Here is a 15,035-nt window from a genome sequence, read left to right as displayed (position 1 = left end):
GTAGCGAAGCGTTTCTGTAGCGAAGCGTTTCTGTAGCGAAGCGTTTCTGTAGCGAAGCGTTTCTGTAGCGAAGCGTTTCTGTAGCGAAGCGTTTCTGTAGCGAAGCGTTTCTGTAGCGAAGCGTGCCCGCGTTAGCGATTGCAGTGGAAATCCTTTTGCAATCGTAGCAAAGCGAAGATTGTAAAAGATTGGAACGGAAAGCGCGACGGCGGCGCAGCTAGCCGGAACGCCCAAAAAATTACTTCAACCAAATAAACTTTCATTTTTTTTTGAAACTTTAAAAACTTTATATATCTTTGACCCATGCAATTCAATGAAGCCAAAAATAAATTCATCCAGACCTGGGGCGCACTCGGCTCCCAATGGGGCATCAACAAGACGATGGCGCAAATCCATGCGCTGCTGATGGTGTCGCCCGAAGCGGTTTCGATGGAGGAAATCATGGAGGAACTGCACATTTCACGCGGCAATGCGAGTATGAATTTACGCGCACTGATGGATTGGGGCATTGTCTACAAAGAGTTCAAGCAAGGTGAAAGACGCGAGTTTTTTACAGCCGAGAAAGACCTCGATGAACTCGCCGTCAAGATTGCCAAGGAGCGCAGCAAGCGCGAAATCAAACCCGCGCTCAAGGTTTTGAAGGAAGTTTCTTCGATAGCGGGCGACGCTTCTGCCGAGCAAAAACATTTTACCGAACAGACCACCAAACTGTACGATTTCGTGCTCAAGGCCGACAATATGCTCGAAAAAGCCACCGAGATGAACGACAATTGGCTTGGGCGTTTGGTGATTAAAATCATGAAGTAAATAAAAAAATTTAATATAATGTTTCATTTTTTTCTGAAAGTTTAAAATATACAAATATGAAAACACTGGCCAACCAAACCCTGATCTACGATGAAGATTGCCCGCTGTGCCAAGCCTACACTGGGGCATTTGTCAAAACAGGCATGCTCGATCAAAACGGCAGGGCCTCTTTTTGCACGCTGGCACAAAACAAAATCGATTTTGTCGATGTGGAACGTGCGGCAAACGAGATCGCGCTCGTCGACCACGCCAACAAAACGGTTACTTATGGCATCGACAGTTTGTTGAAAGTGATCGGCAATTCGTTTCCGGTGGTGCAGCAAATCGGGAAATTGAAGCCCGTGCATTTGGTGTTGCGCAAACTCTATGCGTTCATTTCGTACAACCGCAAAGTCATTATTCCGGGCAAGCCCAATGACGGCAAGTCTTTGCAATGCACGCCCGATTTCAATTACCGCTACCGCATCGCCTACCTCCTTTTTTCCGTGCTGGTGACCGCTTGGGTTTTGAATGCATATGCGGCCAAAATTGAACTGATCCCGAATGGTGGTCTGGGACGCGAACTGCTGCTGGCTTTCGGACAAATCCTTTTTCAGGCGGTTTTCCTTTTTGAAAAAGACAACAGGGACAAATTGGTTTACGCCGGAAATTTGATGACGGTCTCTTTGATGGGCAGCCTTTTGCTGCTTCCCATTTTAATATTGAATATATGGATTGCATTGCCACAAACGGTCATGCTTTGTTGGTTTGGCTTGACCGTTTTGGCGATGTTTTTCGAGCACTGGCGCCGCGTCCGATTGTTGCAATTGCCCACATTGCTTTGCTTTACTTGGGTTTTGTACCGACTCACCGCCTTGGCATTCCTTTTAAATCTATAAGTCATGAAAAAGATTGTTATCGCCGCCGGAACAGGTTTTTTGGGACAAGTTTTGATCAATTATTTCAAAGGCAAAACCGATGAAATTGTCGTTTTGACCCGCGGTCAATCGGCTTATAAAAACGGTGTCAAATATGTGAACTGGAACGCGACGACTTTCACGGGTTGGGAAAGCGAACTCGAAAATGCCGATGTGTTGATCAACCTCGCCGGGAAATCGGTCGATTGCCGGTACAATGACGCCAACAAAAAAGCCATCCTTGAATCACGTACGGGCAGCACTTCGGTGTTGAACCTGGCCGTGAAAATGTGCCAAAATCCGCCGAAGCATTGGCTCAATTCTTCGACGGCCACGATTTACAGGCATTCAACCGATAAGCAGATGGATGAAACCACCGGCGAAATCGGCGATGACTTTTCGATGAATGTCGCCCAAGCCTGGGAAAAGACTTTTTTCGAAATCGATACGCCGCATACGCTCAAAACGGCCTTGCGTACTTCGATTGTGCTCGGGAAAAAAGGCGGTGCCTTCCTGCCCCTCAAAAATTTAATCCAAATGGGATTCGGCGGCAAACAGGGCAATGGCAGGCAATTCGTAAGCTGGATCCACGAACTCGATTTTGCGCGTGCGGTGGAATTTGTCATCGAGAAACAAATCACCGGCCTGATCAACATCGTCTCCCCGCAACCGATCAGCAATGCCGAATTCATGAAGAAACTGCGCAAAGCTTTACAGGTTCCTGTCGGTTTGGCCATCAGCACAAAAATGCTAGAATTCGGCGCCAAAATCATCGGGACCGAAACCGAACTCGTGCTCAAAAGCCGCAACGTGATTCCCAAACGTTTGCTCGAAAACGGCTTTGTGTTTACTTTTGGCCAAGCCGAAACCGCTTTTAAAGATTTAGCCCAATGACCAAAATCCGTTTGACCACTCGTTTTCATGCGCCGATGGAAAAAGTTTTCGATCGATCTCGCAATATTGACATTCACATGGAATCGGCAATGAAGTCCAAGGAAAAAGCGATTGCAGGCGTAACTTCGGGCATGATCAGCGCCAATGAAACAGTGACTTGGCGCGGCAAACATTTCGGGATGTATTTCACGCACCAAAGCCGCATCACCGAATTCGACCGTCCGCATTATTTTGTGGATGAAATGGAGAAAGGGATGTTCAAATCGTTTCGGCATGAACATCATTTTGAAGAATCGGAAGGCATCACGACAATGACCGATATTTTGACCTATGAAACACCGTACGGCATTTTCGGGAAATTATTCGATCGGTGGTTGCTCAAAAAGCACCTGACGCAATTCCTGATCGGCAGAAACGAATTCATTCAAAAATGTGCTTCAATCTAAAAATACCTTATTTGCTCAAAGCGTTTTGGGTGGCACTCTTGGCCTGCCATTTAAACTTGCTGTACCAAAGCGCAGCTCAGGGTTCGCTGGGAGTTTGGTACGGCGGTGTGTTGTTTTTTCATACGCCGATTTGGTATGTCAGCCTCATGATTACCGATGCTTTCATTCCGGTAAAATGGAACAATCGATGGATTTTAATTGGTTTTGGACTCGGAATTCTTGCTTCCTTTTTTGCAATATGGATTGAAAAAACACAAGCCGATTTTGATTATTTAAAAACGATTTTCCCTGTGGTGGATTTTATATGCTGTGTTTCCATTTTGTCTTTTTGGAGGAACAAACCATTTAACAATTGCAACTGATGTACAAGAAAGTGTTGGCCATCCTTAAAAACAAAATTCCTTTGTTGTTGAAGTTGATAACAATTGCATTCCAATTATCGGTCGCGATGAGTTTGCTGTTGCTATTGTTCGCGGTATTTACGGTTGTCGTATACCATAGTATTGTACATGCCCCTGAACTTTTTTTATCCCTGTATTGGGTTGTCGCTTATGGCACTTTTTACATCATTATTTTTGCCACTATTCCGGGATTTTTTATCGTAGTATCGGGTTATTTTCTGTCGAAATGGAAATGGCAAAAGTCCATCGAAATCAAACCTTATTTGAAGTTATTTCTTTTGAACCTCGTTATTTTATTGGCTGTATTTCTGGTTGCTTGTTTGAATTATTCCAATAGTCTGAATCCGTAAATTCTTTCAAAAAATCCGTTGAAAAACCAACCCGACGAGCCACATCACAATCGGGATACTCTCTGCCCAAAAAGTCGAATAATAGCGGGAACGTTTTTCATGGGCAAAATAAAGAAAGCCGCTCGTGGTAAAGATCACGACAATGTTTCCCACAAACCGCGGAATACTTTCGGTGAGCTGGAACAATTCGAGCAGCAGAAAAATCACCAATAGAAACACGCCTAATTTCTTGGTGTTCTTGACCCCTATTTGCTGCGGAACGGTCTTGAGGTGCGGATCGTCCCAAGCCAAATCAATGATTTCGAAGATAAACAACAGCACGACCACGAGAATGAACCGTTTGGCCGAAACCAACAGGAAATCGGTTGTCCAGTCGATGCCCGCATCGAGCACCGGAAGCGCAACGGTCACCCCGACCCAACACAGCGAAACGATGTAAATCTTGAGCCCCGACCAACTGCGTGCATTGCGTTTGTTCGGAAAAAAGGGCAAGGTGTAGAAAGCGGTCACGAGCAGGCACAGTCCCGAAACAATTTGCGTGAGTGGTTTGAGGTGAAAGAAACAATAGGCCGCACCCCAAAAAGCCACAAAACTGACCGCGATAAAAAGCTTGAGCCGCGTACTCATTTTGGGCCTTCCCGACCGGGCCAAGGCATCGTACTTGACAAAATTGTACCCGACAATCGTCCCGAAAAAACCAAAGCCCGCGGTATACGGATTCGGCAACAGATAAAACAGGAATTCGGTCACGCGGATGAACGCAAAAACAGCCAACGCCACATGGATGCTGCTTTGGATGTAGAAATCTAAAATGCGTTTTAAAACCCCCATTCCGTAAAATTAACCAATCTGTTAATAAGAACGGATTTCTGTTTACAAATTCACAAAAAATGCTGTTAAAAACAGCATCGGATTTGAGATTAATATCTAATTTTACGCCACTTAAAAAACACAACTTTTTATTTGATGAAAACAGACGCTTTTGCCTTAAGACACATCGGTCCGCGTGAAGAAGATTTGCAGCACATGCTCAAAACCATTGGGACGGAAACGATCGATCAACTCATTTACGAAACCCTTCCAGATGATATCCGCCTCAAGGCACCGCTCAATCTCGATCCCGCGCTGACCGAATACGAGTATTTGAACCATATTGCGCAATTGGGCAACAAGAATAAAGTGTTCCAAACTTACATCGGATTGGGTTACCACCAGGCGATTGTTCCTGCGGTCATCCAGAGAAATGTTTTGGAAAATCCGGGATGGTACACGGCTTATACGCCTTACCAAGCAGAGATTGCGCAAGGTCGTCTCGAAGCGATTTTGAACTTCCAAACGATGGTCATCGAACTTACCGGAATGGAAATCGCCAACGCCTCTTTGCTCGATGAAGGCACCGCTGCCGCAGAAGCGATGGCGCTCTTGTTCGACGTGAGAAGCCGCGACCAAAAGAAAAACAACATCAATAAATTCTTCGTTTCGGAAGAAATCCTGCCGCAGACTTTATCGGTGCTCGAAACGCGTGCCACACCAATCGGCGTGGAACTTGTAGTAGGCAACCATGAAAATTTTGATTTTTCGACCGAATTCTTCGGGGCGATGCTGCAATATCCGGGCAAATATGGACAGGTGTACGATTATGCCGGTTTCATCGCTAAAGCGAAATCGAACGAAATCAAAACCGCAGTCGGAGCCGACATCCTGAGCTTGGTGAAATTGACTTCACCGGGTGAAATGGGCGCCGATGTGGTGTTCGGAACCACCCAACGTTTCGGAATTCCACTCGGTTACGGTGGCCCGCACGCAGCCTATTTTGCGACCAAAGACGAATACAAGCGCTCGATGCCGGGCCGTATCATCGGTGTGACGATCGACACCAACGGCAACCGTGCCTTGCGTATGGCGTTGCAGACACGCGAACAGCACATCAAACGCGACAAGGCGACTTCGAATATTTGTACGGCCCAAGTACTTTTGGCGGTTATGGCCGGAATGTATGTCGTTTACCATGGCCCGAAAGGTTTGCAATACATCGCGGGTAAAGTCCACGCTTCGGCAGCGACTTTGGCCAATGCCTTGGAAAAACTCGGATTGTATCAAACCAACACGGCCTATTTCGACACGATTACAGTGAAGGCCGATGCGGTGAAAGTAAAAGCGATTGCCGAAAAGAACGAAATCAATTTCTATTACATCGACAACGAAACGGTTTCGATCGCTTTGAACGAAACGGTATCGATCGCTGACTTGAATAAAATCGCCAACATTTTTGCAGAAGCAACTGGAAAAACGGCGACAAAAATTGAAAACCTGGTCGAAGGCAATTACTTCCCGCAAAGCCTCGAAAGAAACTCGAAATTCCTGCAGGAAGACGTGTTCAACAAATACCATTCGGAAACGGCCTTGATGCGTTACATCAAAATGCTTGAAAGAAAGGATTTGGCGCTCAACCACTCGATGATTTCATTGGGTTCTTGTACGATGAAACTCAACGCTGCGGCCGAAATGCTGCCTTTGAGTATGGCGAATTGGAACAACATTCACCCGTTTGCACCACTCGATCAAGCGCAGGGTTATCAGGAAATGCTTAAGAAATTGGAACACCAACTCAACGTGGTGACCGGTTTTGCCGGAACATCTTTGCAACCGAATTCTGGAGCGCAAGGCGAATACGCCGGTTTGATGGCCATTCGCGCTTACCACCAATCGCGTGGCGACCACCACAGAAACATCGCCTTGATTCCGGCTTCGGCCCACGGAACCAACCCGGCTTCGGCAGCGATGGCAGGCATGGACATCATCGTGACCAAGACTTTGGAAAACGGTAACATCGACGTAGAAGATTTGCGTCAAAAGGCCATCGAACACAAAGACAATCTGTCTTGCTTGATGGTGACTTATCCATCGACACACGGCGTTTACGAAGCCTCGATCATCGAAGTAACCCAAATCATCCACGACAACGGCGGACAGGTTTATATGGACGGTGCAAACATGAACGCACAAGTCGGACTCACCAACCCAGCTACGATCGGCGCCGACGTTTGCCACCTGAACCTGCACAAAACATTTGCGATTCCGCATGGCGGCGGCGGACCTGGCGTGGGCCCAATCTGTGTGGCTCCGCATTTGGTGCCGTTCCTGCCAAGCAACCCGGTGATTCCAACCGGAGGCAGCAGCGCCATCACTGCGATTTCTGCTGCTCCTTGGGGATCGGCTTTGGTTTGTTTGATCTCCTACGGTTACATCACCATGCTCGGCGCAGAAGGCTTGACCAATGTGACCAAAATGGCCATCCTCAATGCGAACTACATGAAGGAAAGATTGTCCGGCCATTACGATACTTTGTACACCGGAGAAATGGGTCGCGCGGCACACGAAATGATCATCGAATGCCGTCCGTTCAAGCAAAAAGGCATCGAAGTAACCGACATCGCCAAACGTCTGATGGACTACGGTTTCCACGCACCGACCGTTTCTTTCCCGGTAGCCGGAACCCTGATGATCGAACCGACCGAAAGCGAAAACCTCGAAGAACTCGACCGTTTCTGCGACGCGATGATCTCGATCAGAAAAGAAATCGAGGCCGCGAACATCGACGACAAAAACAACGTGCTCAAAAATTCACCGCATACTTTGGCGATGGTGACTGCCGATACTTGGGATTTCCCATACACCAGAGAACAAGCGGCTTTCCCATTGGAATACATCGCCGAGAACAAATTCTGGCCAAGCGTCAGACGTGCCGACGATGCCTACGGCGACCGCAACCTGGTTTGCAGTTGTGCACCGATTGAAGCCTATATGGAAAACTAAATACCAATGTCCCGCCCGAAAAGCGGGACATTTTTTTATCATGACAGACATCCAAAACCGTTCAGACCTCGAATTGCTCATGGCCGCTTTTTACGACAAACTGCTCGCTGACGATTCCATCAATTACATTTTTACCGACGTGGCAAAAATCGACCTGCCCGAGCATTTGCCGCACATTGTCGATTTCTGGGAACTCAGCATTTTGCACACGGGCAACTACAAGAAAAATGTCATGCAAGTGCATTTGGACCTGAACCACCAAGAACCATTGACCAGGGCCCATTTCGAAACCTGGCTCGGGCATTTCCACGATGCGGTCGATGAACATTTCTCGGGCCAGAACGCCGAATTGATCAAGACCCGCGCGCTGTCGGTAGCGACCGTAATGCAGATTAAAATGCAACATTCTAACTGAAAAATTCCGATATCTGTTTTTTTGGGTTGCGCTTTTTCCCAATTCCGCAATTTTATATGCATGCATAATTTTTACGCGTTTTCTACGCTATTAATGAGTAACTTAGCACAACTCCTTAAATCTCCACCATGTCAGTTAAAATCACCGGAATCGGCAGTTATATCCCAGAAGTCGTGGTCACCAACATCGACTTCGCCAAACACGTGTTCCTCAACGACGACGGGACGCCTTTCCCGATTCCGAACGAAGAAATCGCAGCCAAATTCAAGAACATTACCGGCATCGAAGAACGCCGTTATGTGACCGAAAACCTGCTTACCTCCGACATCGGCTTTCTCGCTTCACAAAAAGCGATTGCCCACGCCGGCATCGATCCCGAAAAAATAGACTACATCATTTTTGCACACAATTTCGGCGATGTGCGCCACGGTGCGATCCAAACCGATATTTTGCCGAGTCTGGCCACACGCGTCAAACACCAACTCCAAATCAAAAACCCGAAATGTGTCGCCTATGATATTTTGTTCGGTTGCCCGGGCTGGGTCGAAGGTGTGATCCAGGCGCAGGCGTTCATCAAGGCGGGCATGGCCAAATGCTGCCTCGTCATCGGGGCCGAGACTTTGTCGCGCGTGGTCGACATGCACGACCGCGACAGCATGATTTATTCGGATGGTGCGGGGGCATCGATTGTGGAATATTCAGATGAAGACGGCGAAGGCATCCTGGCCCACGCTTCTGCGACTTACGCCTACGACGAAGCCTATTACCTCAATTTCGGCAATTCGTTCAACAAGGAACACGACCCCGATGTGCGCTACATCAAAATGCAGGGCCGAAAAATCTATGAATTCGCGTTGAGCCAAGTTCCCAAAGCGATGAAAGACTGTCTCGACGAAAGCGGCATCGGCATCAGCCAGATCAAGAAGGTGCTGATCCACCAGGCCAACGAAAAAATGGACGAGGCCATCATCCAACGTTTCTACAAACTCTACGGCCAGACGCCGCCCGAGAACATCATGCCGATGAGCATCCACCGCCTGGGCAACAGCAGCGTCGCAACCGTACCAACACTTTTCGATTTACTCGTACACAATGAAATCGAAGGCCACAAAATCGAAAAAGGCGATATTATTTTGCTCGCTTCGGTGGGTTCGGGGATGAATATTAATGCAATCGTTTACAAGTATTGATTTTTTTACAGGAGCTGTTTCCTGCTCTTGCCTTTATCTCTCCGCTGCGCTTCGAGGATACCGGCGCGATCAGGGCTAGCGAATCGGGTGCATCCAAATACTTTGTTATCTTTGCGCAAACCTTTGCCGCTTTGCGGTGAAAAAACTTTTGCGGTAAAACAAAACCATGTACGAAAAAACATTCCCGAACAAACGCTTCAAGCACACGCTTGAATTCTTGCAAAGACACGTTTCAAAATCAGAAACCATACTCGATTTGGGTGTCGAAAATCCGTTTTCGGACATCCTGAAACGCGAAGGCTATTCGGTGCAAAACACGAGCGGCGAAGATTTGGACGTCAACCAGGACGCAATCAAGAACGCCAAAGCCGAAGTCGTGACCGCGTTTGAAATTTTCGAACACCTGCTCAATCCGTACACGGTTCTGGAATCGGTCCAAGCCAATAAATTATTGATTTCTATCCCGATGCGTTTGTGGTTTTCGCCCGCTTACCGCAGCAAAACTGACCCTTGGGACCGCCACTACCACGAATTCGAGGATTGGCAACTCGATTGGCTTTTGGAAAAAACGGGATGGACAATCATCGCGCGTGAAAAATGGACGAATCCGGTCAAGAAAATCGGTTGGCGACCGTTGCTGCGTTATTTCACGAACCGCTATTACATCGTTTACGCAGAAAAAGTAAAATAATGAACTACTGCATCGTCATGCCCGCGCACAACGAATCGGCTTTTCTCAAGCTGACGCTCGATTCGTTGGCCGACCAGACGCTCTTGCCCAAACAAGTGGTAGTTGTCAACGACAACTCGACCGACAATACTGCGGCAATCGCAACCGAATTTGCCGAACAACATCCGTGGGTTTCGCTCGTGAACCAAGCGTCGAAGGCGATTCATTTGCCCGGCAGCAAGGTGATCCTGGCATTCCAGAAAGGACTCGAAACCTTGGACGATTACGACATCATCGTCAAGCTCGACGCCGATTTGGTCTTGCCCGAAGATTATTTCGAAACCGTATTGACTGTTTTTATGGACGACCCGAAAGTCGGAATGGCGGGCGGGTTCGCTTACATCGAGAAAAATGGCGATTGGATTCTTGAAAACCTGACCGACAAAGACCACATCCGCGGGGCGTTCAAGGCGTATCGCAAAGCCTGTTTTGAACAAATCGGCGGACTCAAACCCGCCATGGGCTGGGACACGGTCGATGAATTGCTTGCGAAATTCTACGGTTGGAAAGTCGTCACGGTCCCCGAACTCAAGGTCAAACACCTCAAACCGACGGGCGCCAATTACAACAAGGCCGCGCGTTACAAACAAGGCGAGGCGTTTTATGCGCTCGGATACGGATTTTGGATCACAGTGATTGCCTCGGCCAAACTCGCGATGATGAAGAAAAAACCGTTGTTGTTTTTGGATTATATGAATGGGTTTTGGAAAGCCAAAATGGGGAAATCGGCCATGCTCGTGACCGAAGAACAGGCAAAATTCATCCGCGGGTACCGTTGGAAAAAAATGAAAGGAAAACTATTGGGTTAGCAGGGATGCATTTTTAACTATGTTTATCTAATGATTAATTTATCCGTCTTTATCCGTTCGGCCCTGCTCGATTTAGAAATACCGATTGAATCGTACGATGAATCAAGCGACGTTATTTCTCCTTTTGAATTCCTGGCAGACTTGATGAATGATTTCGTGGACACTTCAAGAATTGACCGCTTAACTAAAATTTGTTCCTTGGTCAATGAAATTTATAGCAATCGTGAAAATTTCAACACCGACATTGAGAACGAAATTCAAATATTGCTCTTTTACAATTTAGAACAAACTACGCTGGAAACGGTGAAGCCCTTGCTGCTGAATGATATTGTTGAATTAGGGAAAGAATATTTGAAAAATGTACAGGGTGACAATTTTGAAGATTTCTGATTGTGCTGCTGACAGCGCATTTACTTAATCACTGGTTTTCAATGGCAGGAAGCTTTATTTCACGATTTATTTCTATCTTCGGTAGCAACAACGCGAAACGTTGAGCGAAATAAATTGGGCTATGAACAGGACTGTCTTCCTTTTTTTTATTGCCATCCTTCTCACCTGCTGTAGAGAAAAGAAAACCGATGCGGTCGTTTCGCAAGACCTAGCAACGACTTCCCTCGATACCATTTCGGGATTTTACAAAACCGAAAAAGACAGCCTCGAAACCGAAGAATGTCCGTTCTCGATCAGGATATACAAAGAAAAGGGTTCGTACCGATACCATCTGCTGACCAATTTGCGCAACCTGAGTGGCAAAGTAAGCTTCGACCGCGGGGAATCGAACGAGGTTTATTTGGTTTTTGAAGGCGTCGAATGGGACGAATACGAAGGCGATATAACCAATGAAACCGACGAAGATGAATCGAACGACGACGAAACCAAGGAAGAATTGGTGTTGCCCACCGAAGTGGAAGCCTTCCTGGGCAAAGACACCTTGACGATCCAAAATACCGGAAACGCAATGAACTATTATGTCAAGATTGGGGAATGCGGCCGAAAATTCATCCACCTGATCAAACAAAAAACAGGCAAACCGACCCCGTCAAACCAACGATAAAACCCAAGTGTATGCATCCAGACACCCAAGCCTATAATGACAAGCAAACCGCCGAAGACCAATCCATCTGCAACGCGTTGGCGCAAATCATCAACCAAAACTTACCCGAAGCCGAAAACAAAATCTGGCATGCGCATCCGGTTTGGTTCTTGGACGGCAACCCGATTGTGGGTTACAGCAAACTCAAGCATTGCGTGCGTTTGTTGTTTTGGAGCGGACAATCGTTCGACGAAGCAGGTTTGCAGAATGAAGGTTCTTTCAAGGCCGCCGAAGCGCGTTATACTTCAGCAGACCAAATTAACGAAACCGATTTGGCACGCTGGCTCGAAAAATCCAAAACGATCCAGTGGGATTATAAGAATATCGTTAAGCGCAAAGGTGTTTTGGAGCGTTTGTAATTCGTTATTCGACATTCAGCGTTCGATATTCGGTATTTTTGAATTTCGAATGTCGATTAACGAATGTTGAATTCTGAAGTTCCGACCGCGTGAGCGATGGCAGCGGCATCCTTTTGCGATCCCGACACTTCGGGATCGCAAAAGATAAAGCGAACAGCGCAACCCGCAGGGGCACGCCCAACAAAAAACTAAAAAACTCCCACCCCAAAACCATAAACTGCAAACTAATCCCTATTTTAGCGTTTATTTTTAAAACATGATGCTCATTCGATATTTATCGCAGATTGGAAGGTATTTTTTGATGTGGAAAGAGATTTTCAACAAACCGACCAAATGGTCTGTGATGAAAGGTCTGATCTTGAAAGAAATCGACGACCTCATTATTGGGTCGCTCGGGATTGTGGCGTTCATTTCGTTCTTTGTGGGCGGGGTTGTGGCCATTCAGACAGCACTCAATTTAACCAATCCTTTGATTCCTAAGTATTTGATCGGTTTTGCGACGCGTCAATCGGTGATCCTCGAATTTGCCCCGACGTTTATCTCGATCGTCATGGCCGGAAAAATGGGCTCGTTCATTACGTCAAGCATTGGAACGATGCGCGTGACCGAACAGATCGACGCGCTCGAAGTCATGGGCGTCAATTCCTTGAATTACCTTGTATTTCCTAAATTGATGGCGCTGCTGCTCTACCCATTTGTCATCGGGATTTCGATGTTCCTCGGGATTTTGGGCGGCTGGATCGCGGCGGTCTACGGCGGATTCGGTTCGAGTGACCAGTTCATCGGCGGGTTGCAGCAGGAATTCATTCCGTTTCATATTGCTTACGCATTCATCAAGACCTTTGTTTTTGCGCTCATTTTGGCCACCGTCCCGTCCTTCCACGGTTATTATATGAAAGGCGGCGCGCTCGAGGTAGGAAAAGCCAGTACGGTCTCGTTTGTGTGGACTTCGGTGACCATCATTTTGATGAATTACATATTAACCCAATTGTTGCTCGCATGATAGAAGTCAAAAACGTCAAGAAATCGTTCAACGGCGTCGAAGTGCTCAAAGGCATCTCGACCGTGTTCGAAACGGGAAAAACCAACCTCATCATCGGCCAATCGGGTTCGGGCAAGACCGTTTTGCTCAAGTCGTTGCTCGGCATCCATACACCCGATTCGGGCCAGATCATTTTCGACGGCCGCGTCTACGCCGATCTCGACAAAGATGAAAAACGCGAATTGCGCACCGAAATCGGTATGGTCTTCCAAGGCTCGGCTTTGTTCGATTCGATGACCGTGGCGCAAAACGTAGGCTTTCCGCTCAAGATGTTCTCGAACAAATCGAAATCGGAGATGGACGACCGCGTCGACTTCGTACTCAAACGCGTCAACCTCATCGATGCGCACCACAAACTGCCTTCGGAAATTTCGGGCGGGATGCAGAAACGCGTCGCCATTGCGCGTGCGATTGTCAACAACCCGAAATATTTGTTTTGCGACGAACCCAACTCGGGGCTCGATCCAAACACTTCGATCCTCATCGACAACCTCATCAAGGAAATCACCGAGGAATACAACATCACCACTGTCATCAACACCCACGACATGAACTCGGTCATGGAAATCGGCGAAAACATCATTTTCCTCAAAAATGGAATCCTCGAATGGCAGGGCACCAAAGACGAAATTTTCCGCGCCGACAACCAAGCGGTCATCGACTTCGTGTATTCGTCGAACCTGTTCAAGAAGGTACGCGAGGCTATGCTCAAAGGATAAAGCCAACGCTGGTTTCAAACAGTCTTGTTTCTTGCAGCGAAGCGGTCTTGGCTCTTGCAACGAAGTGATCTTTTGGGGCGTGCCGGCGAATCAAATTCGCGTTGCAATCAAAATCTTGTGGCCGCCGTCAGGCTGTCCGCTTTAGTCCTCGCTGCGCTGTGGGCTGCCGCTTCCATCCTTCACGCGAGATTCCGCTAAAATTAATACTGAAGGTATTCGAGCACTTTGCCGATCAGGTAGCGTTTTTCTTCTTCACTACCCGAATCGCCCATGTTGTTGTGCGGTACTTTGGAAAAATCGACCCGGATGGCAAATTCACGGCGTTCGGCCTCATTGGGCAATACGCCTTCATCGGCCGGAAAATCGACCGAGCGTATCGTGTAAATCTTGGGTTGCTTGGTCCTTGGCAGCGCCATCCTGCGGTTGTCCAAGGAAATAATCTTGTCGGCCAATTCGGGAAACTTCTGCCCGAGCAGCATGCTGGTGTCGCCGCCGTTCGAATGCCCGATCAAGACCAGTTGGGGAAAATGCAATTCGGGATACCTGATTTTCATCTCTCCCACGACAAAACTGATGTTCTGCACGCCGCGCTCCCAAAACGGCAAACGCACTTCCTGTGGTTTCCCCGAGGTAGGCATCAATTCATCGGTCGGCAATTCATGCTGGATGCTGATTACGAAATAACCCCTGGCCGCCAAAGTCTCGGCGATATAGGAATACTTGAGGTAGTCGCCTCCTTTGTTTTTGCCATAGCCGTGGTTCAGGATGACCGGGATTTTGTTCTGGACATTTTTAGCATTGGAATGGTAAATCGCTATCGGGATTTTGCGGTTGCGCTGCTGGTCGAACAGGGTCAGCGTATCCTGCAGAAGGCTTTTTTGGAAGGGTTCGCGGTCGGGCGTGCAAGAAAAACAGGTCTTGCCCATCAAACCCAAAATCAGAAATAAAAATAAACGCTTGCTCATGCCGTGCAAGTTAAGCGATTTTGGGCATGCCGGATACAGGGACCGCTGTTAAAAAAAGATTATTTTTTACCTCCCTTTATACTTATCGGCCGATCTTGTAGCG

At 47.5% G+C, this 15,035-nt stretch carries 18 protein-coding genes; 16 read left to right on the top strand and 2 right to left on the bottom strand.

The window, feature by feature from the left end; all coding sequences use genetic code 11:
- Positions 1-303: 303 nt before the first annotated feature.
- The 6 genes from QM717_RS11455 to QM717_RS11430 all read left to right on the top strand — a co-directional run bounded on the left by QM717_RS11455 (position 304) and on the right by QM717_RS11430 (position 3,794).
- Positions 304-807: a GbsR/MarR family transcriptional regulator gene (locus QM717_RS11455; protein ID WP_415037603.1), complete on the top strand. Its 504-nt coding sequence runs from the start codon at positions 304-306 to the stop codon at positions 805-807.
- Positions 808-863: 56 nt separating this feature from the next.
- Positions 864-1,685: a DCC1-like thiol-disulfide oxidoreductase family protein gene (locus QM717_RS11450; protein ID WP_415037602.1), complete on the top strand. Its 822-nt coding sequence runs from the start codon at positions 864-866 to the stop codon at positions 1,683-1,685.
- A 3-nt stretch (positions 1,686-1,688) separates the two neighbouring features.
- Complete coding sequence (locus QM717_RS11445) at positions 1,689-2,597, top strand: TIGR01777 family oxidoreductase (RefSeq protein WP_415037601.1); 909 nt, start codon at positions 1,689-1,691, stop codon at positions 2,595-2,597.
- Between the two features lie 77 nt (positions 2,598-2,674).
- On the top strand, positions 2,675-3,043 hold the full coding sequence (locus tag QM717_RS11440) for an SRPBCC family protein (protein WP_415037600.1): 369 nt from the start codon (positions 2,675-2,677) through the stop codon (positions 3,041-3,043).
- Positions 3,044-3,054: 11 nt separating this feature from the next.
- Positions 3,055-3,405 carry a hypothetical protein gene (locus QM717_RS11435; RefSeq protein WP_415037599.1) on the top strand — a complete coding sequence of 117 codons (351 nt, stop codon included), beginning with the start codon at positions 3,055-3,057 and terminating at the stop codon, positions 3,403-3,405.
- Positions 3,405-3,794, top strand: a complete 390-nt coding sequence (locus QM717_RS11430; RefSeq protein WP_415037598.1) for a hypothetical protein — start codon at positions 3,405-3,407, stop codon at positions 3,792-3,794. The genes QM717_RS11435 and QM717_RS11430 overlap by 1 nt, the downstream gene beginning before the upstream one ends.
- 6 nt (positions 3,795-3,800) lie before the next feature.
- Here QM717_RS11430 and QM717_RS11425 read toward each other — a convergent pair whose 3' ends face one another.
- The gene (locus QM717_RS11425) at positions 3,801-4,625 is read right to left on the bottom strand and encodes a hypothetical protein (RefSeq protein ID WP_415037597.1); all 825 of its coding nucleotides are present in this window, start codon (positions 4,623-4,625) and stop codon (positions 3,801-3,803) included.
- Between the two features lie 135 nt (positions 4,626-4,760).
- On the opposite strand from QM717_RS11425, the gene gcvP reads away from it, so the two are divergent.
- The 10 genes from gcvP to QM717_RS11375 all read left to right on the top strand — a co-directional run bounded on the left by gcvP (position 4,761) and on the right by QM717_RS11375 (position 13,967).
- Entirely contained in the window at positions 4,761-7,610 is a 2,850-nt protein-coding gene (gcvP, locus tag QM717_RS11420) for an aminomethyl-transferring glycine dehydrogenase (protein ID WP_415037596.1), read from the top strand.
- Positions 7,611-7,650: 40 nt separating this feature from the next.
- Complete coding sequence (locus QM717_RS11415; protein WP_415037595.1) at positions 7,651-8,025, top strand: group III truncated hemoglobin; 375 nt, start codon at positions 7,651-7,653, stop codon at positions 8,023-8,025.
- A 128-nt stretch (positions 8,026-8,153) separates the two neighbouring features.
- Entirely contained in the window at positions 8,154-9,215 is a 1,062-nt protein-coding gene (locus tag QM717_RS11410) for a 3-oxoacyl-ACP synthase III family protein (protein ID WP_415037594.1), read from the top strand.
- Positions 9,216-9,381: 166 nt separating this feature from the next.
- Positions 9,382-9,906: a methyltransferase gene (locus QM717_RS11405; protein WP_415037593.1), complete on the top strand. Its 525-nt coding sequence runs from the start codon at positions 9,382-9,384 to the stop codon at positions 9,904-9,906.
- Entirely contained in the window at positions 9,906-10,754 is an 849-nt protein-coding gene (locus tag QM717_RS11400) for a glycosyltransferase (RefSeq protein ID WP_415037592.1), read from the top strand. Before QM717_RS11405 ends, QM717_RS11400 begins: the two co-directional genes overlap by 1 nt.
- A gap of 30 nt (positions 10,755-10,784) precedes the next feature.
- On the top strand, positions 10,785-11,144 hold the full coding sequence (locus QM717_RS11395; RefSeq protein WP_415037591.1) for a hypothetical protein: 360 nt from the start codon (positions 10,785-10,787) through the stop codon (positions 11,142-11,144).
- Between the two features lie 121 nt (positions 11,145-11,265).
- Positions 11,266-11,808, top strand: coding sequence for a hypothetical protein (locus QM717_RS11390; RefSeq protein WP_415037590.1), 543 nt, complete (start codon positions 11,266-11,268; stop codon positions 11,806-11,808).
- An 11-nt stretch (positions 11,809-11,819) separates the two neighbouring features.
- A complete protein-coding gene (locus QM717_RS11385; protein WP_415037589.1) occupies positions 11,820-12,206 on the top strand; it encodes a DUF1801 domain-containing protein in 387 nt (128 codons plus the stop codon).
- 256 nt (positions 12,207-12,462) lie between these two features.
- On the top strand, positions 12,463-13,209 hold the full coding sequence (locus QM717_RS11380) for an MlaE family ABC transporter permease (protein WP_415037588.1): 747 nt from the start codon (positions 12,463-12,465) through the stop codon (positions 13,207-13,209).
- The gene (locus QM717_RS11375; RefSeq protein WP_415037587.1) at positions 13,206-13,967 is read left to right on the top strand and encodes an ABC transporter ATP-binding protein; all 762 of its coding nucleotides are present in this window, start codon (positions 13,206-13,208) and stop codon (positions 13,965-13,967) included. The genes QM717_RS11380 and QM717_RS11375 overlap by 4 nt, the downstream gene beginning before the upstream one ends.
- 200 nt (positions 13,968-14,167) lie before the next feature.
- Here the strand turns inward: QM717_RS11375 and QM717_RS11370 are convergent, their stop codons facing one another.
- Positions 14,168-14,932, bottom strand: coding sequence for an alpha/beta hydrolase family protein (locus tag QM717_RS11370; RefSeq protein WP_415037586.1), 765 nt, complete (start codon positions 14,930-14,932; stop codon positions 14,168-14,170).
- Between the last annotated feature and the right edge of the window lie 103 nt (positions 14,933-15,035).

Origin of the sequence: Flavobacterium sp. (genome assembly GCF_047602195.1) — a bacterium.
Lineage (GTDB): Bacteria > Bacteroidota > Bacteroidia > Flavobacteriales > Flavobacteriaceae > Flavobacterium.
The sequence above is the reverse complement of the archived record's forward strand: the minus strand, read 5'-3'. Positions and strand labels throughout refer to the sequence as shown.

Bases quoted from the DNA above. Each gene is read 5' to 3' on its own strand.
- QM717_RS11405 (WP_415037593.1), top strand. From the start codon at position 9,382: ATGTACGAAAAAACATTCCCGAACAAACGCTTCAAGCACACGCTTGAA.
- QM717_RS11390 (WP_415037590.1), top strand. From the start codon at position 11,266: ATGAACAGGACTGTCTTCCTTTTTTTTATTGCCATCCTTCTCACCTGC.
- QM717_RS11395 (WP_415037591.1), top strand. From the start codon at position 10,785: ATGATTAATTTATCCGTCTTTATCCGTTCGGCCCTGCTCGATTTAGAA.
- QM717_RS11430 (WP_415037598.1), top strand. From the start codon at position 3,405: ATGTACAAGAAAGTGTTGGCCATCCTTAAAAACAAAATTCCTTTGTTG.
- QM717_RS11370 (WP_415037586.1), bottom strand. From the start codon at position 14,932: ATGAGCAAGCGTTTATTTTTATTTCTGATTTTGGGTTTGATGGGCAAG.
- QM717_RS11450 (WP_415037602.1), top strand. From the start codon at position 864: ATGAAAACACTGGCCAACCAAACCCTGATCTACGATGAAGATTGCCCG.
- QM717_RS11385 (WP_415037589.1), top strand. From the start codon at position 11,820: ATGCATCCAGACACCCAAGCCTATAATGACAAGCAAACCGCCGAAGAC.
- QM717_RS11410 (WP_415037594.1), top strand. From the start codon at position 8,154: ATGTCAGTTAAAATCACCGGAATCGGCAGTTATATCCCAGAAGTCGTG.
- QM717_RS11415 (WP_415037595.1), top strand. From the start codon at position 7,651: ATGACAGACATCCAAAACCGTTCAGACCTCGAATTGCTCATGGCCGCT.
- QM717_RS11455 (WP_415037603.1), top strand. From the start codon at position 304: ATGCAATTCAATGAAGCCAAAAATAAATTCATCCAGACCTGGGGCGCA.
- QM717_RS11440 (WP_415037600.1), top strand. From the start codon at position 2,675: ATGGAATCGGCAATGAAGTCCAAGGAAAAAGCGATTGCAGGCGTAACT.
- gcvP (WP_415037596.1), top strand. From the start codon at position 4,761: ATGAAAACAGACGCTTTTGCCTTAAGACACATCGGTCCGCGTGAAGAA.
- QM717_RS11380 (WP_415037588.1), top strand. From the start codon at position 12,463: ATGATGCTCATTCGATATTTATCGCAGATTGGAAGGTATTTTTTGATG.
- QM717_RS11400 (WP_415037592.1), top strand. From the start codon at position 9,906: ATGAACTACTGCATCGTCATGCCCGCGCACAACGAATCGGCTTTTCTC.
- QM717_RS11375 (WP_415037587.1), top strand. From the start codon at position 13,206: ATGATAGAAGTCAAAAACGTCAAGAAATCGTTCAACGGCGTCGAAGTG.
- QM717_RS11425 (WP_415037597.1), bottom strand. From the start codon at position 4,625: ATGGGGGTTTTAAAACGCATTTTAGATTTCTACATCCAAAGCAGCATC.
- QM717_RS11445 (WP_415037601.1), top strand. From the start codon at position 1,689: ATGAAAAAGATTGTTATCGCCGCCGGAACAGGTTTTTTGGGACAAGTT.